This is a genomic window from Aquisalimonas sp. 2447 (genome assembly GCF_012044895.1).
Lineage (GTDB): Bacteria > Pseudomonadota > Gammaproteobacteria > Nitrococcales > Aquisalimonadaceae > Aquisalimonas.
The window spans coordinates 2,253,345-2,280,131 of record NZ_CP050695.1 but is presented as its reverse complement, the minus strand read 5'-3'; the positions used below and the strand labels follow the sequence as shown (position 1 = coordinate 2,280,131).

Here is a 26,787-nt window from a genome sequence, read left to right as displayed (position 1 = left end):
TTACGGAATAGTGGGTATGCGCGGGCGTTGACGTCAACTCCCGGGCCCGTGGCGGGCGTCCGGATTCGCCGGCGGGCCCGCGGCGCGGTTAGGATGATGCCCTGACTGGCGCGGAAACGGGGGGAGACCATTGGCCGAACACAACGGTGTCAATTGCCGTCTGGAATACGACGAGGAAGGCGTGGCCTGGCTCTACCTGGACTGCGCCGACGCCTCCACCAACACCGTGCCCATGCGGGTGCTGCGCGACCTGACCCACGCCGTGGAGGAACTGGAGGCGCGGGACGGGCTGAAGGGGCTCGTCATTCTGTCGGCCAAGCAGGCGGGGTTTGTTGCCGGCGCGAGCAACGACGAACTGGAGGTCATGGACGACCTGGAGCATGTGGACAGCCTCATGCAGTGGGGGCATTCGGTGATGGGGCGCATCGCGTCCCTGCCGGTGCCCACAGTGGCCCTGATTCACGGCCACTGCCTGGGCAGCGGCCTGGAGCTCGCCCTGGCGTGCCGCTACAGGGTCGCCGAGGCCGGCACCAATACGGCACTCGGCCTGCCGGACGTGAAGCTCGGGCTGCACCCGTGCCATGGTGCGACGGCCCGTCTGCCGGTGCTGATCGGCGCATGGCAGGCGCTGAACATGCTCACCAGCGGAGCATCCGTGGACGCGGCCAGGGCGCTCAAGCTGGGCCTGGTCGACCGCGTTGCCCCCATGGAGGAACTACGGAATGCGGCGCGCGAACTCCTGCGGCGCGATCCCGGCCGCCACTACCCCGGCATCTGGACGCGCTCGCTGCTGTGGGCGCCCATGCGCTGGTTGATCTACCAGATCCGCGACAGTCAGATGCGGCGCGGCGAGGCCAGCATCGAGAATTTCCCGGCGACCTATGCCATGCTGCGCCTGTGGCGGGATCATGGCGGCGGCGGCCTGACCCGGCGGCTCAAGGCGGAACGGGAGTCGCTGTTGCGGCTGATCAGTGAGCCCGGGGCGCTGAATCTGGTCCGGACCTATCTGCTGCAGGACCGATTGCGGCGGGATGCGCGCGGGCAGCAGGTGCCGTTTCCCGGGAGTGTCCACGTGTTCGGGGCCGGCGAGATCGGCGCCGGCGTTGCGGTCCTGCTGGCACTGCACGGGCGGGAGGTGACGCTGGTGGATGCCGACGAGAATGCGCTCCAGCGGGTTGATCGTCGCGCGGAGGCATTGTGGCGCCAGCGTCTGGGCGAGGGTGACGCGCTGGAGGCGGCGCGCGCGCGGCTGAGCACGACCACCGAGGCAGAGGGGCTGGGTCAGGCGGAGTTCATCGTCGAAGCCATCCAGGAGGATCCGGCCGCGAAGAAAACGCTCTATGCCAGCCTGGAGGAGGCGGTGCCGGACGAGGCGGTGATTGCCAGCACCACCTCGACGCTGCTGATCGAGGAACTGGCGGCGGACATGACACGTCCCGAACGGCTCATCGGGATGCATTTCTTCCGTCCCGTGGAGCGTATGCCCGTAGTGGAAATCGTGGCCGGCGCGGACAGCAGCGACCGGGCGGTGGCCAGCGGCCAGGTGGTGGGCCTGGCCATGGACAAGTTGCCGCTGCCGGTGCGCAGCAAGCCCGGATTTCTGATCAACCGTCTGCAACTCCCCTACATGCTCAAGGGTGCCGAGATGTACGAGCGTGCGCGTCGGGAAATCATCGATACAGCGGCGCTGCGCTTCGGCATGCCCATTGGCCCGCTGGAGATGGCCGACTCCGTGGGTCTGGATGTCTGCCTGCATCTTGCCGAGCGGCTCGGCTATCCCGTTCCCGAACAGCTCCGTGAGCGGGTGGAGGCTGGCCAGCTCGGGCTGAGCACGGGCCAGGGGTTCCACGACTGGAAGCGCGGTCGTCGCGTCACCGCCAGCGTGCCGCCTGGCAACCACGCCATGCAGGGCATTGCCGAGGATCTGGTGGTGCCCATCGTGCGGGAAGCGCAACGCTGTCTGGACGAAGGGGTGGTTGCGGATGCCGATCTGGTGGACGTCGGTGCCCTGTTCGGGTCGGGCTTTCCCGCCTACACGGGGGGGCCACTGACCCTGAAGCGCGAGAAGGGCTGGGGCTGAATGCCGGCCTTGCCGGGGGCCCGCGCCCACGGCACAGCCGCTCCCGCAGGGCCTGCCTCTGGTCGGCTGAGCCGGCGTTATCGGTCCTCGCCGTAGTGGCGCTACGCCTTCGGACCGATGGCCTTGCCTCAGCCGACCAGAGGACAGGCAAAATGCGATGAACTCGGGTTAAAGGACACTAGCTACAACCGGAACTGGTGGGTCATCTGCCGCAGTTTCTCCGCCAGCTCCGCCAGAGAGTCACTGGCCTCGCGGGACTGGACCACGCTGCGGGCGCTGCCGTCGGCCACTTCCGTGATGGCATGGATGTTCTCGTTGATCTCCCGGGCGGTGGCGCTTTGCTGCTCCGCGGCGCTGGCGATCTGCTGGATCATGTCGTTGATGCTGGTCACTGATTCCGTGATCTGCCCCAGCGAGTGACCGGCCTTCTCTGCCTGCTCGGCGCTTTGCGTGGTCTGTTCGCGGCTCTGCACCATGGCCTGTTCAGCCCGCTCGGCGCCGCTCTGCAATTGCTCGATCATGGTCTGGATTTCGCTGGTGGATTCCTTGGTGCGGTTGGCCAGGGTCCGCACTTCGTCGGCTACCACGGCGAACCCGCGCCCCTGTTCTCCGGCGCGTGCCGCCTCAATGGCCGCATTCAGCGCCAGCAGGTTGGTCTGCTCGGCAACGCCCTGGATGACCTGCAGCACCGTGCCGATATTGTCACTGTCCCGCTTCAAGGCACTCATGGCGTCGGAGGCGTCGCTGATCTGCGTCGACAACGTCTCCATGGACTGTACCGTCGCCGTCACCACCTGCTTGCCGTCGTTGGCTTCGTTGGTGGCCTGCTGGGCGCCATCGGCGGCGGACTGACCGTTACGGGCGACCTCCTCCACCGTGGCGGTCATTTCGTTCATGGCGGTGGCCGCACTGGAGACCTGATCCCGCTGCCGCTGGATGCCGGCGTCGGTCTCCTGGTTGATCTGGGTGAGCTCGGTGGCCGCCGATGCCACCTCGTCCGCATGGCTCTTCATGTCGTTGAGCATCCGGTGCAGGTTGGCCTGCATGGTAGCGATGGAGGCCAGCAGACTGTCCTTGTCACCCTGGCGCAGGTGAATTTCCGTGGTCATGTCACCATCGGCCACCCGGCGTACTGCATCGGCGGCGTAGTTGGGGTCACCACCCAGGGTGCGGGTCACCGACCGGACCACGCCCAGGCTGGCGCCGATGGCGACCACCAGAATGGCGCTGGCCAGGGCCAGGAGGATCCAGAAAATGCGCTGAACCTCGGCCAGGGCGGTGGACTCGTCCTGCTCCATCACCAGGCCCCAGCCGATCAGGGGGATCATGGAATAGCTGCCCACCACGGCATTCCCGGCGGCGTTGCTGTAACGGCCGACGCCGTCCTCTCCGGCAGCGACCGCGCTGCCGGCCTGGCTGGCCACCCCAGCGCCGGCACCCTCCAGCGAGGGCGCATCGGTGACGGCGTTGCCATCACCGTCGACGAGGAAAATCTCGAAACTGGCATCGTCGGCCATGGCGCGGACCTGCTCCACCACGGCATCCAGGTCCACCGCGCCGCGCATGACGCCGACGATGTCACCGTTGCGCCGGATGGGAACGGCGACGGTGCTGACCCGGTTGCGGGTGGCCCTGGAGACGACGGGTTCCGAGAACACCTGATCACCACCAATGGCAGCCTGGAACCAGGCACGATCAGGGACCTGGAAGTCGTTGGCGTCGCCCCGGGACATGATCTCGCCGTTGTCGTCCACGCCCACCACGCCGTTGCCGTCCGGATCCACCACGAAGATGGTGTCATAGTGGCCCTGACTCGCAGCAATGCGTTCCAGCAGATGCTCCAGGGCGTCCGGCTCCATTTCGGCGGCGGGTTGCAGGGAAGCCAGATAACGCATCTCGTCCTGGCGCGCCCCCAGCCAGTCGTCGAATGCCTGGGCGTTGGCCTCGGTGCTGCCCTCCAGCAGGCGCAGGACGGAATCGATTTCTGCATTGCGATACTGGACATACACGATGCTGGTGATCAGGGCGACGGAGCCCAGCACCAGCGAGGCGATCATGACAGTGAGCCGCGCGCCGAAGCCCAGTCGCCGGCTGTCCTGCGTGGTTGATCCTGACTGCATGCCGCTTCTCCTGCCGCAATCCCTGTGTGGAACGCCTGTTTGATCCTGTCGGGTCTACAGACTGTGTCGACCGGATACACGGGAGCTTGAGGATGCCGGGTGTGAAAAGCGTCACGGTTTGCGGTTCGCGGCCACCGGGGCGGGGCACCGCAGCAGCGAGGGGTAGGCAGGAAAGCGCTCCCGGGGTGGGGCCCCGGGAGCGCTGGGGGCGTGGTTTACTTGACGGTCAGCACGCTGCCGTCAAACAGGTTCTGCACCTTGTGCGAGACGCTGCCCATCAGCAGGCCCTTGAAGTCGCCCAGGCCGCGGGAGCCCATGACGATCAGGTCGGCCCCCTGCTGCTCGGCCATTCGAACCAGCACCTGGGCGGGGTCACCGTCGTCCCACTGCGTCTCCACGTTGGCCACCCCGGTGGCCCGGGCACGCTCGGAGGCGTTCTTGAGCAGCGCTTCGGCAATACTCTCCAGTGCGGCCCGCGGCACCTGATAGTCCACGGATGCACCCCCCATGCTCATGGGCGGCAGTTCCGGGATCTTCTCCGTGGAGAGCTTGCGGAGCTCCTGCGGCACCGGCCCGTGGATCAGACTGTGAGCGATGACCATGTCCGCTCCGAGACGCTGGGCGATCTGCGAAGCCATGTCCACCGCCTTGTCGGAGTGCTTGGAGCCGTCGACCGCGACGAGAATTTTCTTGATCATGATGGGCCTCCTTCCACTGTATTGCACCACCGTACGTGACCTGCTCATCGGTGGGGTTGATTTGAGTCAATCCCGGAGAGGTTGGTGGCGCGCGATGTACATGCTCACGCCCCGACCACTGCGCCGAGAACCAGTATCCAGACAATCAGCACGACGAAAGCGGTACCCCAGGTCAGTGTCATGTAATTTGGCGACTGTGCATAGCGTAGCAGCAGCAGGTTGCGCGCGGGGTACGCCTTGATGCCATCCCTGCCGTCCTTGTAGCGCTGCTCCAGGCTCTCCTGGGGAACGTCGGGGAATTCGCCGGTCAGGCTGATCAGTGTGTCCATGCCCGCCCGGGAAAAGGCCGGTCGCCCGATGCGGAAATCCTTCAGACGACCGTCGGCGGTCCGGGTGTGGAATACCAGGGCATCATCGTCGTGCACCACACCAAGGAGTTGCTGCGGCGACTTCACCGGCAGTTCACCGTCGTCGAAGCGCCCGGTGAGCTGCAGCGTCGGGCTGTCGGCGGGGCGTTCGATCCGAAATTCCCGGGGGCCACTGTAACGCCCCTTCAGCAGGGCAACACCCACCAGCAGCGCGACAATCAGCACCAACGTCAGCCACCCGGGCAGGCCGAGGTTGAGGATGAAGAAGCCCACCAGCAGGGTCATGCTCATACCCAGGGCGGTGATACAGATCTCGAGCAGGGGGCGCTTGAAGGTGCCCTCGGCGACAAGCAGGGTCCTGCGCACGGTGTCATGTCTCCTTTCTAGTCACGGGCCCGGGTTGGAGCCGTTCCGGCGCCAGGTCGTTCCAGCGGTCGACTGTAGTCGGGGCCATATTCCGGATCAGGCGGGCTGAGCGCAAGCAGATCGCCCACGGTGGCATCCGCCCCGGTCAGCTCCGTGGCCAGGCGCCGGAAGACTTCACCGCAGACCACCGCGTCAGCACGCGCGTTGTGGCGCTCGTGTATGGGCACGCCGCAGGTCCGGGCCACTTCGTCGAGCCCGAACAGACCTCTGCGGCCGGTCCAGATCTGGAAGAGCGTCATGGTGTTCAGGGCCGGGTTGGGAAGACGGCAGTGCACGTGGCGCAGAGCGGCGCGGTTGAGAAAGCGCAGATCGAAGCCGACATGGTGACCCACGATCAGGGCACCGTCGAGGAACTCCAGGATATCGTCGAGGATGCGCTCCAGCGACGGGGCATCAACCACGTCCATGTCCGTGAGACCGTGAATGACGGTGCTCGCGGTCGGGATGTGCCGACCGGGGTGGATCAGCGAACACAGTTCTTGACCGGTGAACTCGAGTCCGCAGTACTCCAGCATCGCGATCTCCACCAGCGCGTCTCCGGCGTAGGGCTGCAGGCCGGTGGTTTCCGTGTCGAGGACGATGATCCGCGTCTGGTTCACGGGCGTGGCCAGTAGGGGAGAGGGATCAAAATCGCGGCAGCGCTGGAACAGGCGTGCCCGGCGCTCCGTCAGGGGCGCACCCAGCCGTCGCCGGAGAGCGGCCCCCAGGTGCTCACGAACTTCCCGGAGTTCCTTGCTCAGCTGCCGGAAGGACATGGTGTCAGCTCATCACCACGCCGAAGGCGTACTGCAATCGCTCGCGCATGCGCCGGCAGGCACGCAGGGAGACGCGCAAGCGCTCCTTGTCATGGCTGGACAGCCGTTCCATGCGCACCAGCGGATCCGGCGTCTCACCGCGTTCGACCTGGTCCAGCTGATGGGTAAACAGCAGATCCTGGAGTTCCTCGAAGGCGATGCGCATGCTCTCGCTGAAGTCGGCGTCGAACACCCCCAGTCGCCGTAGCGCAGCAATCCGCTCCATGGTCTTGCAGCGGCTGATCCCTTCCCGCAGTGCAAAGACGCGCATGGCGTCGACGATGATGCGTAAGCCGGTGCGCTTCAGGTCAATGACCTGACTGCCCTTGTGCGGCGTAGTGACCAGACGGTTGAAAAACCCCAGGGGTTGGGAGATCTTGGCGTCGTCGCTGACCATCATGCGGAACAGCATCTTGCCGCTGCCGTCCTCCAGGCGCCGGTTCAGATGGCCGCGCAGGCGGGCGGTCAACGTGTCGTCGCCGTACAGGGTGGCGAAATCCAGCACGATATTGGCGGCGCGGGCCTCCTTGCGGCCGGGGTTGTCCACCAGGCGGGACAGTTTGGCCTGCCACTCACCCAGAGTGCAGCGATACTCCGGGTTGCGCGCCATGACGTTGCCCGGGCACAGCCGATAACCGATTTCATCCAGCCCCGGGTTCAGGCGTTCGGAAAACTCCCGGAACCACTCCATCCCCGCCTCGGTGACGCGGTCGTCGATGATCAGCCCGTTGTCCTGGTCCGGGCGCAGCAGCATTTCACCGCGGCCGCCGGAGCCCATGACGATGACGGCGAAACGCGCCGGAGGCCGGCCCAGGCCTTCACGGTCCATGGCGCTCAGTATCAGTTCCACCAGCCGGTGCTGGAGTGCCAGATGCATTTCGGTGAGGGCGCGCACGGCGGTGCCCACGCTACGGTGGCTCGCGTGTACGGCCCCCGCAGCGATGGGGATCTTGCGGCGCAGACGGACCAGCGTATCGACGTCAGGGGCGTCACGGATCTCGCTGTCCAGCGTCTGGGGGGGGTGGGACAGCGCCTGGATCATCGCCGTCTCGGACATGATGCCGACGGGCGCTTCCTGGCTGTCCACCACGGCGACGTCTTTCACCCGGTGGCGGCGGAAAATTTCCTCCACCTGCCACAGCGGCGTGTCCGGGGTCACGGCAAGGGCCTCGTCGGCGGTCACCGACTCCAGGGCATCGGACGGCACGGTCTGCTCGCTGGCCAGTGCCAGAAGCAGGGTCATGGGGGTGATCAGCCCGATCAACCGGCCGCTGTCGTCCAGCAGGCCGAGGCTGCCTACATCCCGCTCGGCCAGCAGGCGGGATGCCTGAGCAATGGTGTCCTGTCGGCGGCAGCAGGGCAGTCCGCTGATCATGAACTGGCGCACCGGCCGTGCCAGCGTGCCACGCACGGTCTCACGGACCTGGCGCGCCTTGCGCATCCTGGCCGCCAGGGCACGGTTAATGGCCTCGAAGAAGAACGGGGATTCCTGTTCCAGCCGCTGGACGGTTGCACCCGCCAGTGCCAGCAGCCGGCAATCGGTCAGTGCCTGGGCCGTGGACCGGTAGTTGTCGCCGTCCAGGTAGCTGGCCAGGCCAATCACATCTCCTGGTTGCGCCTCACGGTGGTCACCGCTGGCCGCCGTCTGCTCCAGGGTGCCTTCTAGGTGAATGTAGATGTGCTTGCGGTAGGGATTCCCGGCGCGGAACAGGAACCGGCCGGCTTCCAGGCGCATTTCTTCTCCGGCCGCCAGCATGGCGTCCACCGTCTGTGGGTCCAGCGTGTGCCACATGCGGGACTCCGCGATGCGCTGGTGATCAGACGCAGCCTTACCGGTTTCCGCCATTCCCGTCCCCTGGATTCACACGATGTTTGCCGGAACCTAACACAAAAAAAGCCCCGCGGGAGCGGGGCTTTTCAGGGACATTGGAGTGCCGTGCTTCAGGCCTTCGCAGGCTTGTAGTTCGGCGCCTCCTTCCACATGGCGACCAGCGTGCATCCGGCCATGATCAGCAGCACGATGGCGAACGGGAAGCCTAGCGCGATGGCCCCCGCCTGCAGTGCGGCAATACCGCCGGTGACCAGCAGGGCGATGGCGACCAGACCTTCGAAGATGGCCCAGAAGGACCGCTGCACCACCGGCGCATCGGTCTTGCCGCCGGCACTGATGGTGTCGATCACCAGCGAGCCGGAGTCCGAGGAGGTCACGAAGAAGATGACCACCAGCAGGATCGCAACCGACGACGTCAGGAACGTGAACGGCAGCCCCTCCAGGAAGCCGAACAGCACCATGGTGTCGTCATAGGAGTCCACCACGTACTGGTACACCCCTTCGAAGCCGTCGCTGAGGTACTGCTCGATGGCGTAGCCGCCCATGATGTTCATCCACACAACGGTGGCGATCACCGGCACGATAAGCACGCAGAGGATGAACTCCCGGACGGTGCGGCCATAGGAGACCCGGGCGATGAACATGCCGACGAAGGGCGCCCAGGAGATCCACCAGGCCCAGTAGAAGACGGTCCAGCCATGCATGAAGCCTTCGTCTTCCCGGCCGAACGGATTACTCAGCGGCACCACTTGCGCGAGGTATTGCCCGATGCTGGCAACGCTGTTGGTCAGGATGCTCACGGTGGACCCAGCGATCAGCACGAAGGCGCCCAGCAGGGCGAACATGATCATGTTCAGCGCACTGAGCCGCTTCACCCCACCGTGAATCCCCAACAGGATGGAGATCAGAGCGATGCCGGTGATGACCGCGATCAGCGTTACCGTCGTGCCCAGGCCGGCCGGAACACCCCAGACGGCGGACATGCCTGCAGCCGCTTGCTCTGCGCCCAGTCCCAACGAGGTGGCCAGGCCGAACATGGTGGCGAACACGGCCAGAATGTCGATAACGTGGCCGAACCAGCCCCACACCCGATCACCCAGCAGCGGGAAGAACGCCGAGCGAATGGTGAGTGGCAGGCCGTAGTTGAAGCTGAAGAAGGCCAGCGACACGGCCACCACGCCGTAGATCGCCCAGGGATGCAGGCCCCAGTGGAAGATCGTCGCGGCCATGGCTGTGCCGCGCATGCCTTCCTCGCCGCCACCATCAAGCCCGAACGGGGGGTTGAAGAAGTGGAAGAAGGGCTCGAGAACGCCGAAGAACATCAGGCCGATACCCATGCCGGCGGCAAACAGCATGCCGAACCACGCGCCGTAGGAAAACTCCGGTACGGCCTGTGGACCGCCAAGGCGAATTCGGCCCATGGGTGACAACATGAGGATCAGGCAGAAGATCACGAACAGATTGGCGGCACCCATGTAGACCCAGTCGAAGGTGCTTTCCAGCCACAGTCGCAGGCCGGACAGCCCTTCCTCCGCCGTGTCCGGGAAGATCATGGCGAAGGCCACTGCGAGGATGATGCCCACCGCGGTAATGAAGAACACCGGATTGTGGAGTTCCAGCCCCAGTGGTCGGACGTTGTCCTGTCCGACTTCGTAGTCTGTCTCCACGACCGGGTTGTCGTCGTCAGGGTTCTGATTCTGATCAGTCACGACTTTCTCCCGAATGAGTTGTTGTAAACGGACGACGGAAGGGTTTGATCCACATCAGTGCCCGGCGTCGCATTTCGAGGATACTTTGAATGGTTTCTGGCTCGACACCCTTTATTACTTTGGTTCATCGTACGGGTGTGGTCAAACGGCAACCCCCGATTCTCCTGCCCTGCGGAAAGAATCTGCCGACGAAATGACCCTGAAACCGTCGTATTCGGGTAGATTGTCGCTGCCCATACCGAGCGATTGACAATGACCCACAGGAGGGAGGGATGAGCCGGGTGAGAACGGTGCTGCGGTGGCTGTTGCCGGTCGTCATTCTGGGTGTGGCAGCGGCGGTGACGGCGCTGCTGGTGGCGACGCGACCGGAGGTGCCGGCGGAACCGGCGCAGGAGCAGGCCTGGCCGGTAACCACGGTGCACGTGGAGGTCGCTGCCCATCGTCCGGTACTGCGGCTCCAGGGGTTTCTCGAATCGCCGGCCAGCGCCACGCTCACTGCCGCGGTTAACGCCGATGTGTCTGCTGTTCCGGTCCGTGAGGGCGATATCGCTGCCCTGGGCGATGCACTGGTGCACCTGGACGATGAGGAGCAACGACTGGCTCTGGAGGAGCGGGAGGCCGACGTGGCGGAACTGCGCTCCCAGCGTCGGGTGGAGGAACAACGGATTGAAATGGACCGCCAGGAACTGGCTTGGGAGGAAGAGCTGCTGACGCTGTTCGACCGGGAAGTGGATCGGCTGGAAGACCTGTCCCGGGATCAGTTCGCCTCACCCCAGGACCTGGACCGCGCGCAGCAGGAGCGGACCCGACAGCGGCTGGCTGTGGCGCAGCGCCGTTTCGCCGTGAACACCGCCGGACAGCGGCTGGAGCAACTGGATGCCCGCCTGGAGCGCGCCCGCGCGCTGCGGGACCGTACGAGCCTGGATCTGGCGCGCACCACGGTGCGGGCTCCCTTCGATGCGCGAGTCGCCGAGGTGCTGGTGGCGCCGGGGGACCGGGTGGCCCCGGGGGAGCCGTTGCTGCAGTTGTATGACGTGTCCGCGCTGGAGGTCCGCGCCACGGTGCCCCGACACGCCCTGGGCCCGATGCGGCTTGCCGCCGCCGGTGCGGGCGTGGATGCCACCGCCGAGATCGATGGCCAGCGGGTGCCCGTGGCACTGTCCCGGTTTTCCGGCCGTGCGGAACCCGGGCAGGGGGGTGTGGATGCCCTGTTCGGCGTGACCTCCCGGGGTGATGAACTTGTCCTGGGCCGTTTTGCCAGCCTGGAGGTGCTGCTGCCCCCGGAGCCGGATTCGATGCTGTTACCCTTCGAGGCCCTGTATGACGCCGGGCGTGTCTACCGCGTCGAAGACGGCCGCATGCAGGCGGTGGACGTGCAGCGCCTGGGTCAGGCCAGCCTGCCGGACGGGGAGCGTGGCGTGCTGGTGCGAGCGCCGGGGTTGTCGGCGGGGGACCGGGTGGTGAGCACGCAGATCCCCCAGGCCATGGATGGGGTGCGCGTCCAGGTGATGGAGCAGTGAGCGCGGCATGACCTCTTCTTCTTCCGACGCATCCTGGCTGGCCTGGCTCGCCCGCCACCCGGTGGCGGCCAACCTGATCATGCTGCTGATGATGGTCTCCGGGCTGTGGTCGTTGCAGCAGCTCAATACCCAGTTCTTCCCCACCTTCGAGCTGGATTTCGTCACCGTGCAGGTGGAGTGGCGCGGCGCCACGGCGGAGGAAGTCGCCGATGCCGTGACCTCACCGCTGGAGGAAGAGCTCCGCGACGTGGACGGGCTGCGGGAACTCACCTCCACCTCCGCCGAGGGTTCGGCAACCATTGTTCTGGAGTTCCGTGAAGGCACGGACATGACCCAGGCGACGGAGTCGGTGAAGGATCGTGTTTCCGGTGTGCGCAATCTCCCTGAAGACTCCCGGGAGCCCACGATCAGCCGCGTGCTCCGCTACGACCCGGTGGCGCGGCTGCTGGTCAGCGGAGACCTGAATACCCGGGAAGTCCGCGAACTCAGCCGCATGCTGGAAGAGGAACTCCTGGAGCGGGGGGTGACCCGGGTTCAGCTCACCGGGCTGGCGGAGCAGGAAATCAGCATCGATGTCGACCAGCACCGCCTCAACGATCTGGGCATGTCGTTCGCGGATCTGGCCAGGCAGGTGGATGCGCAGAGCCGGGATGTACCGGCGGGGGATGCCGGCGAGCGCGACGTGGCGCGGCAGCTGCGGGGCATCGATCAGGCCCGCTCGCTGCGGGCATTCGAAGCCCTGCCCATTCCCCTGGAGGGCGGGCGCTCGGTGGCTCTGGGGGACCTCGCCACCATCACGCGCCAGGCCCGCGACAACGAGATCGAGCTCCGTGTGGCGGAGGGCGACGCCGTGGAGATCCTGGTGGAGCGGGCCGAGGACGAGGACGCCCTGGCGGCGGCCCGCGTGCTGGAGGCCTACCTGCAGGAGCGCCAGCCGACGCTGCCGGAGACGGTGCATCTGCAGGTCTTCGACGAGTTCTGGCAGTTCATCAGCGAACGCATCACGCTGCTGCTGAAGAACGGCCTCGGTGGTCTGCTGCTGGTGATCGGCGTACTGCTGGCCTTCCTGTCCTCGCGCATGGCCTTCTGGGTGACCCTGGGCATTCCCACGTCCTTCCTGGCCGCTCTCACGGTGCTGTTCCTCACCGGCGGCAGCATCAACATGATGAGCCTGTTCGCGTTCATCATGGCCCTGGGGATCATCGTCGACAACGCCGTGGTGGTGGGCGAGAACGCCTACAGCCGGTTTCAGAACGGCGAAGGGCCGGCGGAGGCGGCCATCAATGGCGCCCGCCGCATGTTCGTGCCGGTGATGGCGGCGTCACTGACCACCATTGCGGCATTCCTGCCGTTGATGATCATCGGCGGACCCATCGGCAATATCCTCTTTGATATTCCCCTGGTGGTGGTGTGCGTGATCATTGCCGCTATCATCCAGGCGTTCTTCATCCTGCCCGGCCATTTGCGGCGCTCCTTCGAGCGGGCCGAACGCCGCGCACCGAATCGCTACCGGCAGGCCATGGACAACGGCTTCAACCGGTTCCGCGACGGGCCGTTTCGCCGCGCCGTGGAGCTGTCCATCCGCAATCCCTGGGCCACCATGGCGATGCCCGTGGCGCTGCTGGTGGTGGCTATCGGTCTGGCGGCCGGCGGCCGGCTGGACTTCACCTTCTTCCCCTCGGTGGAAGGCGAGACGGTGCACGCCAACGTCACCTTCGCGCCGGGTACGCCCAGAGCCCGCGTGGAGGCCTACCTGGACCGGCTGGAGGAGTCGCTGCTCGCCACCAACGAGGAGCTGGGTGGCGACATCGTGCGCACCCGGGTGTCCCGTACCGGCAGCACCATCGCGTCGGACCCGGCGGACACCCGTTTCGGCGAGAACTACGGCGGTATGTTCGTGGAATTGACCCCACCGGATGCGCGCGGCGTGCGCAATCGCGCCTTCATCCGGGCCTGGGAGGACAACGCCCCGCAGGCACCGGGGCTGGAGAATCTGGTGATCCGCGAACGCGGCCAGGGGCCGCCCGGCGCTGACATCGACGTGCGCATCACGGGTGCGCCGCCGGAGCAGCTCAAGGCGGCATCCCTGGAGGTGCAGGCGGATCTGCGCCAGCGCCCTGGTGTCTCGGGTATTACCGATGATCTTCCCTACGGCCCTGAGCAATGGGTGCACCGGCTCAACGATCAGGGACGTGCACTGGGCCTGTCGGCGGTGGATCTCAGCAATCAGCTCCGTGACGCCTACGGCGGCGTACTGGCGCAGATCTTCCAGCACCGGCGTGACGAAGTGGAAGTCTGGGTGCGACTGGCCGCGGCGGAGCGCGACGCGTTGGCGAGCCTGGAGGACTTCCGCATTCGAACCCCGGATGGCAACACGGTGCCTCTGGGCAACGTGGCCGATCTGGAGACCCGGCGCAGTTTCGCATCCCTGCGCCATTTCGACGGCCGTCTGGCCGTGCGTCCCACGGCGGATGTGGACGCCCAGGTGGCCAACGCCAATCGCATTCGCGCGGATCTGGAAGAGAACCTGCTGCCGGAACTGCGGGAGCGCTACGGCGTGCAGACCGCCTTCGAGGGGCAGGCTGCGGATCAGGAGGAAACCCTGGCGGACATGCGCGCCGGGCTGGTGCTTGCCCTGGCGTTGATCTACCTGGTGCTGGCGTTCGTGTTTTCCTCCTACGGGTGGCCACTGCTGGTCATGGCGGTGATTCCCTTCGGCGTTGTCGGCGCCTTCTTCGGCCACTGGATCTTTGGGCTGGATCTCACGATCCTTTCCCTGTTCGGGTTGTTCGGGCTCTCGGGAATCGTGGTGAACAACAGCATCATTCTGGTGACCTTCTACCGGGAGATCCGGGATCAGAGCCCCGGTGCGCCTGTCGAGCACGCCCTGACCGAGGCGTCACGCCTGCGCCTGCGGCCGGTGTTGGTGACCACCCTGACCACCATCGGCGGGCTGCTGCCATTGCTGTTCGAGACCTCGGTGCAGGCGCAGTTCCTGATTCCCATGGCCATCGCCATCGCCTTCGGGCTGGCCGTGGCGTCACTGATCGTGCTGTTCCTGGTGCCCGCCATGCTTGCGGTGTATGAGAATGCAGCAGGAATGCTGCAGGGAGCGTCGGAGAGGGCATCCGCATCGGAGTAATAGCAAAAAAGTATATGCATATAACAAAAACGTCTATATAATAAGCGCAACATCCGGGCCGCAATGGCGCGGGATCCGGTGGTCAACGAAGGAGAGGTGTTCATGACCATTGACTGGGCCGCATTCACGCCCTGGTCGGCCCTGGCCGGCGGGGTGCTTATCGGGCTGGCGGCAGCCCTGTTCCTGCTGGTCAACGGGCGCATTGCCGGCATCAGCGGCATTGTCGGCGGCCTGTTGACCCCCGCACGTGGTGATATCGCCTGGCGTATCGCCTTCGTCGCCGGCATGGTCGGAGCGCCGCTGATCTGGCTTGCGGTGACCAGCCTGCCGAGCATTCGTATCGAAGCCGGTTACCCCATGCTCATTGCCGCCGGGCTGATCGTGGGCATCAGCACCCGGTACGGGGCTGGCTGCACCAGCGGCCACGGGGTGTGCGGCATCTCGCGGCTATCGCCCCGCTCACTGGTGGCCACCGTGGCGTTCATGGCCACCGGCTTTGGCACCGTCTACGTGCTCCGGCACATGATCGGAGGGTGAACCGATGCTGCTGACACTTGTTTCTGCGCTGGTGGTGGGACTCATTTTCGGCACGGGGCTGCTGGTATCGGGCATGGCCAACCCCGAGAAGGTCCTGGGATTCCTTGATCTGGCCGGCCACTGGGATCCGTCCCTGGCGCTGGTCATGGTGGGGGCCATTGCCACGGCGTTCGTGGCCTTCCGCACGGCCTCCCGGCGCGAGCGTACCTTCCTGGGTGATCCGCTGCGTGTGCCAACCCGCAACGACGTTGATGGCCGGCTGCTGCTTGGTGCTCTGGGCTTTGGTGTCGGCTGGGGCATGGCGGGCTTCTGTCCCGGCCCGGCACTGGTGGCTCTTGGAGCGGGCGAGATCAAGGCCATGGTGTTCGTGGCGGCGATGCTGGCGGGCATGGGTCTGTTCGAAGTCATCGAGCGGGCGCGGCAGGCATGACGCCGCTGATCCCCGGTTGGCTGCGCGGTTACAGTCGCAGCCAGCTCCCCGGGGACCTGGTGGCTGCCCTGGTGGTGACCATGCTGCTGGTGCCCCAGGGGCTTGCCTATGCGGCCCTGGCCGGCCTTCCGCCCCAACTGGGCCTGTACGCCAGTCTCGCCCCCATGGTGGCCTACGCGGCACTGGGCTCCTCCATGGTCATGTCCGTGGGGCCGGTGGCGGTGGCGGCGCTGATGACCGCCTCGGCGCTGACACCGCTGGCGACTCCGGGGAGCCCCGAGTACATCGCCGGTGCCATCCTGCTGGCGCTATTGTCGGGGTTGATGCTGTTCGTTTTCGGACTGCTGCGACTGGGCAACCTGGCCCGTCTGCTCAGTCATCCGGTGGTCAGCGGCTTCATTTCCGGCGCCGCGCTGCTGATCGTCATCGGCCAGCTGCGGCCGCTTCTGGGTGTGCAGGCCGATGGGCAGACCGCGCTGACATTGCTCGTCGGCCTGGCCGGATCCCTCGGGGAGATCAACCTCTGGGCCACGGCCATCGGCGTCAGCGTGCTGGTATTGCTGGTGCTGGCCCGAATTCATCTGCCCGCGCTGTTGCGCAGGCTCGGTGCCGGAACGCAAACCGCGGATCTGCTGGCCCGGCTGACACCCATGGTGGCCGTTCTCGCTGCAGCCGGGCTGGTCACCGGGCTGGGCCTGGATCAGAGGCTGGAGGTCGTGGGTTCCTTTCCCAGTGGGCTGCCATCCCTGGTCTGGCCCGCGCTGGACCCGGGCATGATCCGGCAACTGCTGTTGCCGGCGCTGGTGATCGGGCTGATCGGCTTCGTCGAGAGCGTGGCGATTGCCCAGGCCTTCGCCCGGCAGCGCGGTCAGCGCATCGACCCGGACGCCGAACTCCGGGGGCTCGGGGCCGCCAACGTGGTCAGTGCTTTCTCCGGCGCCTTTCCTGTCACGGGCGGCTTCTCGCGCACCGCGGTGAACGCCGAGGCCGGCGCACGGACGCCCCTTGCCGGCGTGTTCGCCGCATTCATGATCGCGCTGGTGCTGCTCTTCGCCACCGGCTTGTTCCGGGCCCTGCCGATGACAGTGCTGGCCGCGGTGATCATTGTCGCGGCCATCGGGCTGGTGGACTGGTCCGGACTGCGGCGGGTCTGGCGCCATGATCGTGCCGAGGGGCTGGCCTTTGCCGGGACGGCGGTGGGGGTGCTGGTCCTGGGCGTGGAATGGGGCGTGATCACGGGTGTCGCCCTTTCCCTGATGCCACTGGTCTGGCGGGTCAGCCATCCCCACCTGGCGGTGCTGGGGCGTGTGCCCGGCACCGAGCATTTCCGCAATGTGTTGCGCTATCGGGTGGAGACCCACCCGGCGGTGGTGTTCGTGCGCGTGGACGAGATCCTGTTCTTCGGTAACGCGGAAGGGGTGCATCATGCGCTGGAGCATCAGCTGGAGTGCGATCCGCCGCCGCAGCATCTGGTGCTGGTCATGCTGTCGGTGAGTCACGTAGACGCCACCGCCCTGGATATGCTGGAGGAACTCAACGACAGCCTGGCCGACCGCGGTATCAGACTCCATCTCGCGGAGGTGAAGGGGCCGGTGATGGACCGTCTCCGTAACGGGCCGCTGTTGGGCCGGCTCAGTGGGGAGGTGTTTCTCTCCGCCAACGAGGCCTTCGAGGTGCTGGCCCGTCCCGAGGACGCCGTTTCCCTGACGGGCAGAACGCGGTAACTTCCCGGTTGCGTAACGCCGTTTCCGAACAAGATCAGTGCGACCGTCGCGAGGAGAAGCCATGAACCGTCCATCGGGACCGTTCCAGTTCGATACCCTGAGCCTGCATGCCGGCCAGCAGCCCGATCCGGCCACCGGAGCGCGGGCCACTCCCATCTACCAGACCACGTCTTTCGTGTTCCGCGACAGTGATCAGGCCGCGTCGCTGTTCAATGGCGAGCGGGGCGGTCACGTGTATTCGCGCATCTCCAACCCCACCAACGCGGTGCTGGAAGAGCGCATTGCCGCGCTGGAGGGAGGGGTCGGTGCCATCGCCACCGCCAGCGGCCAGGCGGCGCTGCACCTGGCCATTGCCACGCTGATGGGGGCGGGTGGCCATATCGTCGCCTCGCATTCCCTGTACGGCGGCAGTCACAACCTGCTGACCTACACGCTGCCGCGCTTCGGCATCACCACGACGTTCGTGAACCCGCGGGACCCGGAGGCGTTCCGGGCGGCGATCCGGCCCGAGACCCGCCTGGTGTTCGGCGAGGTGCTGGGTAATCCGGGCCTGGATGTGCTGGATATCGGTGCCGTGGCGGATGTAGCCCATGCCCACGGTCTGCCGCTGTTGATCGACTCCACCTTCACCACGCCGTACCTGTGTCGGCCCTTTGACCACGGCGCGGACCTGGTCTACCACTCGGCCACCAAGTTTCTCGGTGGCCACGGTGTGGCGGTGGGCGGGCTGCTGGTGGACAGCGGCGGTTTCGACTGGGATGCCTCCGGGTTGTTTCCGGAACTCACCGAGCCCTACGCCGGCTTCCACAATATGGACTTCACCGAGGAGTACGGGCCCAGTGCGTTTCTGTTACGGGCGCGCAAGGAGGGTCTGCGCGACTTCGGTGCCTGCATGAGCCCCACCACCGCCTTCCATTTTCTGCAGGGGCTGGAGACACTGCCGCTGCGCATGCAGCGCCACGTGGACAACACCCGCATGCTGGTGGCGTTCCTTGCCGACCACGAGGCGGTGGAGGAGGTGGGCTACCCGGAGCAGGAAGATCATCCGGATCACGCTCTGGCCAGTCGCCTGCTGCCCAAGGGCGCCGGCGCGGTGTTCAGTTTTACCATCAAGGGCGGGCGGGCCGCCGGCCGGCGCTTCACCGAAAGCCTGAATCTGTTCTCTCACCTGGCCAACGTCGGGGATGCCAAATCCCTGGTGATCCACCCGGCCAGCACTACCCATCACCGCATGAGCCGGGAGGCCCTGGAGGCCGCGGGGATTTCCGAGGGCATGATTCGACTGTCCGTGGGGATCGAGGATCCGGAGGACCTGATCAACGACCTCAAGCGCGCCCTGCGCGCCAGTCAGAAGGAGGCCCGCTGATGGAAACCCGCGTGCATGGTGAAACCGCCTACGTCTATACCGGAACCCATCCCGTCGACCCGGATCGGAGCACCTGGCTGTTCGTCCACGGTGCCGGCATGGATCACTCCGTGTGGATTCTGCAGAGCCGGTACTTTGCCTTTCACGGGCAGAACGCCCTGGCGGTGGACCTCCCCGGGCACGGTCGCTCGGGTGGTGAGGCCATTGATTCCATCGAGGGGCAGGCGGACTGGCTGGCGGCGCTGCTGGACAGCCTCGGCGTGGGGTCAGCGCGCGTGGTCGGGCACAGCATGGGTTCCCTGGCGGCGCTGGATCTGGCCGCGCGGCATCCACGGAGCATCGATGCCCTGGTGCTCACCGGCTCCGGCTTTCCCATGCCGGTGGCAGAGCCGCTGCTGGAGGCGGCCCGGACCGATGACCGCAGCGCCGTGGAAATGATCATGAACTGGAGTCTGAGTCCCCGGTCGCATCTGGGCGGCAACCAGGCGCCCGGGTTGTGGCTCTACGGCCAGGGCGAGCGGCTGTTGGAGCAGGCCGCCCCCGGCGTGTTGTTCACCGACCTCAGTGCCTGTAACGCCTATCAGGCCGGGATGGAGCGTGCGGCGGAGATCCGCTGCCCGGTGCACTTCATTCTCGGCAGTGCCGACATGATGACGCCGCCCAGAGCGGCGGCGAAACTGCGCGGCGCCATGACCGGGGCCGCCACATCGGGGGTGACGCTGCCCGGCTGTGGTCATATGGTGCCCATGGAACGGCCCAACGAGTTCCTGGATTCCCTGATCGGCCTTTCCGTCGACTGAGGTCGGTTGCGGGCGCCTGCTCCGGAACAGGTCAGTCGACCCGGTCCAGCACCTCCAGGGCGCCTGCCACGAACCACTCCCGGTCCCAGGCCTCGCGGGGCCGGGAGAGGCCGAGCCGGACCACCACCAGGTCCGCCGACGGCACGATCACCACCTCCTGCCCCTGGTAGCCGGATGCGGCATAGGTGTCTTCGGGCAGCGCCGGCCAGGGACGGTCGCCATTGTCCGGATCACCCCGGTTGAGCCAGAAGTGCGCACCGTAACTGCCCTCGGGGGCATGCGGCGCGGGCTGGCGGGCGAAGTCCACCCAGCCTTCCGGAAGCAGGCGCGTGCCCTCCCACTGGCCGTCCTGCAGGTACAGCTGGCCGAAGCGCGCCCAGTCCCGCGCTGTAGCGTACATGAATGACGAACCGACGAAATTGCCTTTCGCATCCGTCTCCATGACGGCGCTGCGCATGCCCATGGGCCTGAATAAGGCATCCCGGGGGAAGGTGGCCCAGCGCCCCTCATCGGCGACCGCCTCGCGGAGTACCCAGACCAGCAGGTTGGTGGTGCCGCTGGTGTACTCCCATCCGTGGCCGGGGGCATGGGTCATGGGTTTGTCGCGAACGAATCCGGGGGCGCTGGGCTCGCCGAAGAGCATGCGGATGGGATCGCCCAGCGGCGATGTGTAATCCTCGTCGAAGGCCAGGCCCGGCGTCATCTGCAACAGGTGACGCAGGGTGATGTCACGGCGCTGGTCGTCGGCCTCGTCCCAGCCCGGAATGCCGTCGTCCAGCGCCACGGTGTCTTCGGCCAGCAGGATCCCGGTGAGGGCGTGCACCACGCTCTTGGCCATGGACCAGCCGGGGAGTGGCGTGTCGGCGTCGAAGCCGGGGGCGTACTCTTCGGCCACCAGTTCGCCACGATGAAGGATGATCACCGCCCGGGTGCCGCGCCGCATGTCGGCATCCGGTTCGCCGAAGGCGGCGGCCACCAGCGGCGCGAGGGCGAGGCGACGCGGGTCGTCGGCATTGGCCTCGGCAAGTGGTTCCGGCGATTCCTCCTCCCGCGCAGGCGGAGTCGGTAGTGCCGCGGTATTCTCCCCATTGAATACCAGGCTGCAGCCCAGCCCGTCCCGGTGACGCGCCTCCCGATGGACCGGGCCGATCCGTGCCGTGGCGCTGCCGGCGTTCCGGTCCACCGAGGTGCTCACGATGGCGGGCAGGTCGGCCATGTCCGAGGATCGCACCTGCTCGGGCTCTCGCCCGGAGACGAACACCCCGGAGCACATCTGCTTGGCACCGAAGCCGGTGGCCACCCTGGCAAAATCGTGGGCTGTGGGGGCCCACCAGGCGACGGCGAGGAGGGCGGCGGCGATGAGTAACAGCAGTGCCATGGAGCCCGGGCGCAGGCGGAACGGATTACGGCTCCGCATGACGGACCAGGGCGGTGAGCCCCTTGTAGTCCTGGACAATGACTTCTTCTCCTTCATGGAGCTCGCGCCCGTCCGCGTGCTCCGCGGCGAAGAAGTCGCCCCGGACCACCACGCCGAGCTTGCCGTGACGGCGGGTGATTCGCGCCTTCACGGTGGTGGCTCCCGCCACGCCCTCGGTGGTGCGACGGAACATCCAGATCATCGCCGGCATGGCCACCAGGCCGACGACCCCGGCGGTGACCAGCTGCATGGTCAGGCCGGCGCCGCCCAGCGCCGCCAGCATGGCGGCAAAGGCCATGAGGCTCCAGGCCAGCAGCAACCCACCGGCGGCGCCCATGAGCATGATCTCGATGGCCAGCAGAACCAGTGAGATTAGAAGCCAGATGCTCCAGGGGTCCAGATCCACGTTCACCTCCGCGGCGTGACTGACGCCAAGCGTACCGGCTCCGGCGGCATACAGGAACCGGGGGATGGTTCGGTGTGCCGCTTGATTCAGGACAAGTCGCGCGGTCACGGGGTTCGGTACCGTCGGGTAAAGCACTCAGCGAGGAGAGAGACCCCATGCAGTTACCCATGCCGCGACCGTCACGTCTGCTGGCGCCGTTGCGCTATCTGCCGTCGGCGCCCCTGGAAGTTGTCATTGCCCGGGTAACCAGTCACCTGCTGGCGGACCCGTTGGCGGACGGTGCCCTGGAGGGCCTGACCGGGGGCGCCCTGGTGGTCCGGATGAGCGATCCTGAGGTTGAATTGCGCTTTACCTTGGCAGGCGCCCGGGTGTGCCCGGCCTCATCCGGGGACGAGCCGCGGGTGATCGTGCGTGCCGCACTGGAGGACCTGGTGCTGGTGCTGGCGCAGCGCACGGATCCGGATACGTTGTTCTTTCAGCGCCGGTTGCGCCTGGAAGGGGACACTGCGCTGGGCCTGGAGGTGAAGAATCTCCTGGATGCCATCGATCCCGCCGCCTTGCCCGGCCCCGTTCAACGGGTCCTGGACCGCGCGGCGGCGAGTATTATCGACGACACCAACGCCGGCATCAGCTCGGGCTATCACGCATGAGCTGTCCCGGCGCCGCCATGCCGGCTTCGCCGTACCAGTAACCGATGCAGTCCTCGTCGTTATCGCCGTCGGGTTCCGGTGTTGCGCGGTTGCCGATCGCCGCATGCAGGCGATTGATGCGTTCGTGCGTCCCCGTCAGGCGGGGACTGATTCGCAGCAGGTCCGCACCGGCCTCGGCCAGCTCCTGCCATGCGGGGAGGAGATTGAGAACCCGGCCGGACTGGGTCTGAATGCCGTTGATGGTCAGAAACCGTTCGCCCTCGCGGGTATGCATGGCGCGGCCGTCCGGGTCGTCGATGCAGCGCAGGCCGCACTGATCCTTGGGCAGGTCGTGATGGCGGGCGGTGAAGCAGCGGGCGGACCAGGCCAGGGGCATGCGGCCGTAGGCAAAAACCTCGGTTTGCGGTCGCTGCGGTCCGGCGTGGTCCAGCAGGGCCGTCAGGGTCTGTCCCTGCATCTCCAGCGGCATGACCCAACGTTGCATGCCCTGACGCTGGAGATGGGCCAGGGTGTGGCTGTTGTAGATGTTCAGGAACGGGCCACCAACGAAGGGCAGGCGGCGCTCGCGCAGGATCTGCACCGCGGCCATGTCGTTGGCCTCCACCAGGAACTCCCCATTGTCACAGACACGGCGTACCACGCCGATCTCCGAGCGCGCCTCGATCAACGTCAGCGTGGACAGCACCACCTCCTTGCCGGCGATCGCAAGCTCGCGGCCCAGGGCGATCCAGTCGTCAGGGCGGAGCTCGCGGCGTTTCGGGCAGACGCTCTCGCCCAGGTACACCACGTCCACGGGGCTGTCGGCGATGTCCGCGTAGAATGCTTCGGCACTCTCGCGTGGCCAGAAGTACTGACACGGTCCCAGGGTGATGCGCGGTTGCATGGCGGGGCTCCTTACTGCCAGGGGCGGTGATAGGCGCCGAGAGTGGTCTGGCTGCCTTCGGAGAGGTCGGTCAGGGTCCGCTGTCCGTCGGTGGTCTGGCCCGCCCCTGGGTCACCGGCAAGGCAGCGATCGATCTCCCGCCGCCACACTGCGGCCACCTGCCGGATGTACCCCGGGCTGCGCTGGCGGCCTTCCAGTTTGATGGCGGTGACGCCGGCGGCACGCAGTTGCGGCAGAAGGTCCAGGGTGTTGAGGCTGGTGGGTTCTTCCAGGGCGTGCCGGGTCTGCCCCTCGACGTTGAAGCGCCCCTTGCACAGGGTGGGGTAGCCCGCCTTTTCACCGGGCATGAAGCGGTCGATGAGCACACCGTTGAGTCGCGAGCTGAGGACGCCGTCGGCGGTCTCGTCCCAGCGCACGTGGGCGGCCGGGGAACAGGCGCCGGCGGAGTTGGGGGACTCGCCGGTGGCATAGGACGACAGCAGACAGCGCCCCTCTGCCATGATGCACAGCGAGCCGAAGCCGAACACCTCCAGTTCCACCGGTGAATCGGCCGCCATTTGCTGGACCTGTGCCAGGGACAGCACCCGCGGCAGAACGGCGCGGCGGATGCCGAAACATTCGTGGTAGAAGCGCAACGCTTCCAGGCTCGTCGCCGAGGCCTGGACGGAGAGGTGGCGAGGGAGTCCGGGGTGGTGGCTGGCAGCGTAATCCAGCAGGCCGGTATCGGCCAGGATCACCGCGTCGACGTCGAGATCGGCGGCACGGTCCACGGCTGCCGTCCACTGCCGCCAGCCGGCTGGCTGCGGAAAGGTGTTGATGGCCATGAACACCCGCACTCCGCGTTGCCGCGCGTCGCGGACGCCGCGCTCCAGTTGCCGGGGGCTGAAGTTCAGGCCCGGGAAATGGCGCGCGTTGGTGGCGTCCTGGAGGCCGGTGTAGACGGCGTCGGCGCCGCTATCGATGGCCGCACGCAGGGCGGCAGGGTTGCCGGCCGGACAGACGAGTTCCATGTTGTGCTCCCCCTCAACACGATGCGGGAGCAGGATGCGCAGCGGACTGGTCGTGCGCCTTGATGCAGATCAACGCGCTCAGTTCAGCCGACCGGGGTCACCGGCACGGCCGACCTCGCGCTGCATGGTGGCAGTGCCGCCGGTGGTCATCGCGCGCAGTCCCTGGGGGTCCTCCAGGGTGATCTCCTTGCCCGCGGCAGTGATCCAGCCGTTGTCGGCGAAGCGGCGAAACAGACGGCTCATGGTCTCGGGGGCCAGGCCGAGGTAGTTGCTGAGCTCATGACGGGACATTGGCAGGCGGAAACGCGTTGCCGAAAGCCCACGCTGGGAGAAGCGATCGGAGAGGCTGATCAGCAGGATTGCCAGCCGCTGCTCCGCGGTGCGTCGAGCGAGGGCGTGCAGCATTTCCTGTTCGCTGAAAATCTCCTTGCTCATGATGCGCAGGAGCTGGCGCTGCAGGCCCGGGATGTCCTCGGACAGGCTCTCGAGTGCCTGGAAGGGGATCTCGCAGATGCTTGTGGTTTCCAGGGCGCAGGCCGTGGACGGATGGGTGCCGAAACTGATGGCATCCAGGCCCAGCAGTTCTCCGGGCAGATGGAAGGCAGTGATCTGCTCCTCGCCGTCTTCGGACACTGACATGCTTTTCAGCGCACCGGTGCGCACGGCGTATAGTGCTTCAAAGTCGCCACCGGCACGATAGAGCACGTCACCCCGGGAGAGCGGACGGCGTCGCTGGACGATGTTGTCCAGAGCGTCCACGTCCGGACTGTCCAGGGCCACCGGCAGACACAGGTCGCTGAGGCTGCAGGTTCGACACGCTTCGCGAATTTGCCGCAGGTGAACCGCGTTCGCTTTTTGTTGAGCCATCTCGCGTTGCTCCTTGCCGCCCCGGACAATTTTATTACTGTTGGGGTAGGACTCCGGTCGAGAGTATAGCAGTCACGCGGTAGTGACCCGAGTGTTCCAGAGTGGTGCATTGCCATGGATCATGTCAGCGCGCGTAGCCCCTCCGGGTCAATGAGGGTGACACGGCGTCGCTCGACGCCGATCAGGCCGCTGGCGCTCAACTCGTGAAGTATTCGTGAAAGGGTCTCCGGTGTCATGGACAGGCGTGAGGCCACCACATGTTTGGGTGCCGGCAGCTGAACCTCTTCGCCGGCCTGTAGCTGGCCGGAGCCCTGCACCAGAAGGTAACGGACCACCCGGGGCCGGGATTGCTGCAGCGTCAGCTGATCGATGTCGTCAAGCCGGTTGCGCAGCCGCATACTCAGATCGGCCAACAGTCGCATGCACGTCTCCGGGCTGTCCTTGAGTACGCTGCGATAGTCGTCGCTGGGTATGCCCACCAGGCGACTCGCCTCCAGGGCCTCTGCCGTGACCGGGAAGCGCTTGGCATCCATGAACATGACTGCCTCGGCGAAGGACTCCCCCGCTCGCACCAGGTGGATGACCTTCTCCTGGCCGTCCGGGTTGCTCCGCGAAAGCTTGATCAGGCCGGACTCCACCACGAAGAACTGCTCGGCGGTGTCACCGGCATGGAAAAGGATCTCGCCGGCGCGGAGCGTAATCCTGCGGGAGCGTTCGGCGAGATTGTCCCGCACCGATTCCTCCAGGGAACTGAAAAGCGCGTTGTTCTTGAGCGTTGCTCGAGGATCCTGGTCAGTCATCGGGAGTCACGATCCGGTCGAGAATGAAGCGGGCGACGGCCTCCGGGCCATCCAGAGGGAGCCGGGGCAGGGGACACTCCAGTGGTAGTTGATCCGGCGCGGCAACCGCGACGATGGAGTCGTCCTGGAGAAACAGGGGTGGTCGATCGCCACCCGGATCCCGGATGAGTTCAATCTTGGGGAACCGCTCATGGCGGAACCCTTCGATGAGAATCAGGTCGACACTGCTTTGATCCAGTCGGGCGAGCTCTTCCGCCAGACGCGGGTCACGGCCCTGCGGGCGCTCCTGCATCAATGCCCATCGACGTCCCGACGTGATCAGCACCTGGTCGGCACCGGCCTTGCGCAGGGTATGGCTGTCCTTGCCCGGGGTGTCTACATCGAACTCGTGATGGGCATGCTTGATCAGTGCCAAACGGATCCCGGCCTGGCGCAGCAGTGGGATCACCGCCTTCAGCAGGGTCGTCTTGCCGGTGCCGCTCCAGGCAGCGAATCCCAGCAGGGGACGTTGCGCGGTGTCCGGCCAGAGGGCCTGATGGGGATACTGACAGGTTTCCGAAACCGTGCTGGTCATGGTCGTCCGCTTGGCTCACACTGTGTTGGCGATACCTTACACGGATGCTCCGTCCCGGTGCATCTGTCGTTACAGTACGAGTTTACCGCCCCGGCGGCAGCGTTTGACGAGGACAACAGTGATGGCCGAAGAACTTCCCTCCGGCGCAGGCGAAATCGCCGAAGAATATCCCGAGATCTGGGAGGCGTACGGACGTCTCGGCCGGGCATGTTCCGAAGCTGGCCCGCTGGATGAACGCGATCGACGCCTGGTGAAGCTGGCCATGGCCATCGCCCTGGGCAGCGAGGGGGCGACTCACTCCCACGCCCGTCGTGCCCTGGATGAGGGCTTCACCGGCGACGAGATCCGCCAGGTCGCCCTGCTGGGCATGACCACCATCGGTTTCCCGTCCTCGGTGGCGGCGTTGACCTGGGTGGAGGACATCCTCGAGGAAGAGGAGGACGACGACGCGGCAGACGACGACATCGAGGACTGAGCCGGCCACGCCGGCTTATCCGTACCCCGGATCCAGCCGAAAGTGCATCGTGATGCACCGCTCAAGGCGCTTGGCCGCGCAGCTTGCGTAGCTCACGTAGGGCGGACCTTCAGGTCCGCCGTCACGAAATCTGCAAACCAGGGCGGCCGATCAAAGCCCA

At 66.3% G+C, this 26,787-nt stretch carries 23 protein-coding genes; 10 read left to right on the top strand and 13 right to left on the bottom strand.

The window, feature by feature from the left end; translation table 11 throughout:
- Positions 1-130: 130 nt before the first annotated feature.
- Positions 131-2,080, top strand: a complete 1,950-nt coding sequence (locus KU884_RS10740; protein ID WP_167782641.1) for a 3-hydroxyacyl-CoA dehydrogenase NAD-binding domain-containing protein — start codon at positions 131-133, stop codon at positions 2,078-2,080.
- Between the two features lie 182 nt (positions 2,081-2,262).
- On the opposite strand, the gene KU884_RS10735 is transcribed toward KU884_RS10740, so the two are convergent.
- From KU884_RS10735 to KU884_RS10710, 6 genes are all read right to left on the bottom strand, one after another.
- Positions 2,263-4,200 carry a methyl-accepting chemotaxis protein gene (locus KU884_RS10735; protein WP_167782640.1) on the bottom strand — a complete coding sequence of 646 codons (1,938 nt, stop codon included), beginning with the start codon at positions 4,198-4,200 and terminating at the stop codon, positions 2,263-2,265.
- Positions 4,201-4,415: 215 nt separating this feature from the next.
- Positions 4,416-4,898, bottom strand: a complete 483-nt coding sequence (locus KU884_RS10730) for a universal stress protein (protein ID WP_167782639.1) — start codon at positions 4,896-4,898, stop codon at positions 4,416-4,418.
- Between the two features lie 104 nt (positions 4,899-5,002).
- A complete protein-coding gene (locus KU884_RS10725) occupies positions 5,003-5,632 on the bottom strand; it encodes a hypothetical protein (RefSeq protein WP_167782638.1) in 630 nt (209 codons plus the stop codon).
- A 17-nt stretch (positions 5,633-5,649) separates the two neighbouring features.
- Positions 5,650-6,447, bottom strand: coding sequence for a PolC-type DNA polymerase III (locus KU884_RS10720; protein ID WP_167782637.1), 798 nt, complete (start codon positions 6,445-6,447; stop codon positions 5,650-5,652).
- Positions 6,448-6,451: 4 nt separating this feature from the next.
- On the bottom strand, positions 6,452-8,332 hold the full coding sequence (locus KU884_RS10715; RefSeq protein WP_167782636.1) for a DUF294 nucleotidyltransferase-like domain-containing protein: 1,881 nt from the start codon (positions 8,330-8,332) through the stop codon (positions 6,452-6,454).
- Positions 8,333-8,427: 95 nt separating this feature from the next.
- Positions 8,428-10,026 carry a BCCT family transporter gene (locus KU884_RS10710; protein ID WP_167782635.1) on the bottom strand — a complete coding sequence of 533 codons (1,599 nt, stop codon included), beginning with the start codon at positions 10,024-10,026 and terminating at the stop codon, positions 8,428-8,430.
- 272 nt (positions 10,027-10,298) lie between these two features.
- Here KU884_RS10710 and KU884_RS10705 point away from each other — a divergent pair, with 272 nt between their 5' ends.
- The 7 genes from KU884_RS10705 (at position 10,299) to KU884_RS10675 (ending at position 19,545) form a co-directional block, all read left to right on the top strand.
- Entirely contained in the window at positions 10,299-11,546 is a 1,248-nt protein-coding gene (locus KU884_RS10705) for an efflux RND transporter periplasmic adaptor subunit (protein ID WP_167782634.1), read from the top strand.
- Between the two features lie 7 nt (positions 11,547-11,553).
- Positions 11,554-14,688 (top strand): efflux RND transporter permease subunit, encoded by a 3,135-nt coding sequence (locus KU884_RS10700; RefSeq protein ID WP_167782633.1) that lies wholly within the window; start codon positions 11,554-11,556, stop codon positions 14,686-14,688.
- Positions 14,689-14,790: 102 nt separating this feature from the next.
- Entirely contained in the window at positions 14,791-15,225 is a 435-nt protein-coding gene (locus KU884_RS10695) for a YeeE/YedE family protein (RefSeq protein ID WP_167782632.1), read from the top strand.
- 4 nt (positions 15,226-15,229) lie between these two features.
- Complete coding sequence (locus KU884_RS10690) at positions 15,230-15,655, top strand: DUF6691 family protein (protein ID WP_167782631.1); 426 nt, start codon at positions 15,230-15,232, stop codon at positions 15,653-15,655.
- Entirely contained in the window at positions 15,652-17,379 is a 1,728-nt protein-coding gene (locus KU884_RS10685; protein WP_167782630.1) for a SulP family inorganic anion transporter, read from the top strand. The genes KU884_RS10690 and KU884_RS10685 overlap by 4 nt, the downstream gene beginning before the upstream one ends.
- A 61-nt stretch (positions 17,380-17,440) precedes the next feature.
- Positions 17,441-18,745, top strand: a complete 1,305-nt coding sequence (locus KU884_RS10680) for an O-acetylhomoserine aminocarboxypropyltransferase (RefSeq protein WP_167782629.1) — start codon at positions 17,441-17,443, stop codon at positions 18,743-18,745.
- Positions 18,745-19,545 (top strand): alpha/beta fold hydrolase, encoded by an 801-nt coding sequence (locus KU884_RS10675; protein WP_167782628.1) that lies wholly within the window; start codon positions 18,745-18,747, stop codon positions 19,543-19,545. Before KU884_RS10680 ends, KU884_RS10675 begins: the two co-directional genes overlap by 1 nt.
- Positions 19,546-19,576: 31 nt before the next feature.
- Here the strand turns inward: KU884_RS10675 and KU884_RS10670 are convergent, their stop codons facing one another.
- Together KU884_RS10670 and KU884_RS10665 are read right to left on the bottom strand one after the other, a co-directional pair.
- Positions 19,577-20,962 carry a serine hydrolase gene (locus tag KU884_RS10670; RefSeq protein WP_167782627.1) on the bottom strand — a complete coding sequence of 462 codons (1,386 nt, stop codon included), beginning with the start codon at positions 20,960-20,962 and terminating at the stop codon, positions 19,577-19,579.
- The gene (locus tag KU884_RS10665; RefSeq protein ID WP_167782626.1) at positions 20,949-21,368 is read right to left on the bottom strand and encodes an NfeD family protein; all 420 of its coding nucleotides are present in this window, start codon (positions 21,366-21,368) and stop codon (positions 20,949-20,951) included. The genes KU884_RS10670 and KU884_RS10665 overlap by 14 nt, the downstream gene beginning before the upstream one ends.
- Positions 21,369-21,523: 155 nt before the next feature.
- On the opposite strand from KU884_RS10665, the gene KU884_RS10660 reads away from it, so the two are divergent.
- Positions 21,524-22,018 (top strand): SCP2 domain-containing protein, encoded by a 495-nt coding sequence (locus KU884_RS10660; RefSeq protein WP_167782625.1) that lies wholly within the window; start codon positions 21,524-21,526, stop codon positions 22,016-22,018.
- On the opposite strand, the gene KU884_RS10655 is transcribed toward KU884_RS10660, so the two are convergent.
- From KU884_RS10655 to mobB, 5 genes are all read right to left on the bottom strand, one after another.
- Complete coding sequence (locus tag KU884_RS10655; RefSeq protein WP_167782624.1) at positions 21,996-22,901, bottom strand: U32 family peptidase; 906 nt, start codon at positions 22,899-22,901, stop codon at positions 21,996-21,998. The two genes, KU884_RS10660 and KU884_RS10655, sit on opposite strands and share 23 nt — an antisense overlap.
- Positions 22,902-22,912: 11 nt before the next feature.
- Positions 22,913-23,911: a peptidase U32 family protein gene (locus KU884_RS10650; protein ID WP_167782623.1), complete on the bottom strand. Its 999-nt coding sequence runs from the start codon at positions 23,909-23,911 to the stop codon at positions 22,913-22,915.
- A gap of 78 nt (positions 23,912-23,989) precedes the next feature.
- Positions 23,990-24,778: a fumarate/nitrate reduction transcriptional regulator Fnr gene (fnr, locus tag KU884_RS10645; RefSeq protein WP_167782622.1), complete on the bottom strand. Its 789-nt coding sequence runs from the start codon at positions 24,776-24,778 to the stop codon at positions 23,990-23,992.
- 119 nt (positions 24,779-24,897) lie between these two features.
- Positions 24,898-25,578 (bottom strand): Crp/Fnr family transcriptional regulator, encoded by a 681-nt coding sequence (locus tag KU884_RS10640; protein WP_167782621.1) that lies wholly within the window; start codon positions 25,576-25,578, stop codon positions 24,898-24,900.
- Positions 25,571-26,152 (bottom strand): molybdopterin-guanine dinucleotide biosynthesis protein B, encoded by a 582-nt coding sequence (gene mobB / locus KU884_RS10635; protein ID WP_167782620.1) that lies wholly within the window; start codon positions 26,150-26,152, stop codon positions 25,571-25,573. Before mobB ends, KU884_RS10640 begins: the two co-directional genes overlap by 8 nt.
- Positions 26,153-26,273: 121 nt before the next feature.
- Between mobB and KU884_RS10630 the strand changes: the two genes are divergently transcribed.
- Positions 26,274-26,627 (top strand): carboxymuconolactone decarboxylase family protein, encoded by a 354-nt coding sequence (locus tag KU884_RS10630; protein ID WP_167782619.1) that lies wholly within the window; start codon positions 26,274-26,276, stop codon positions 26,625-26,627.
- Positions 26,628-26,787 lie beyond the last annotated feature (160 nt).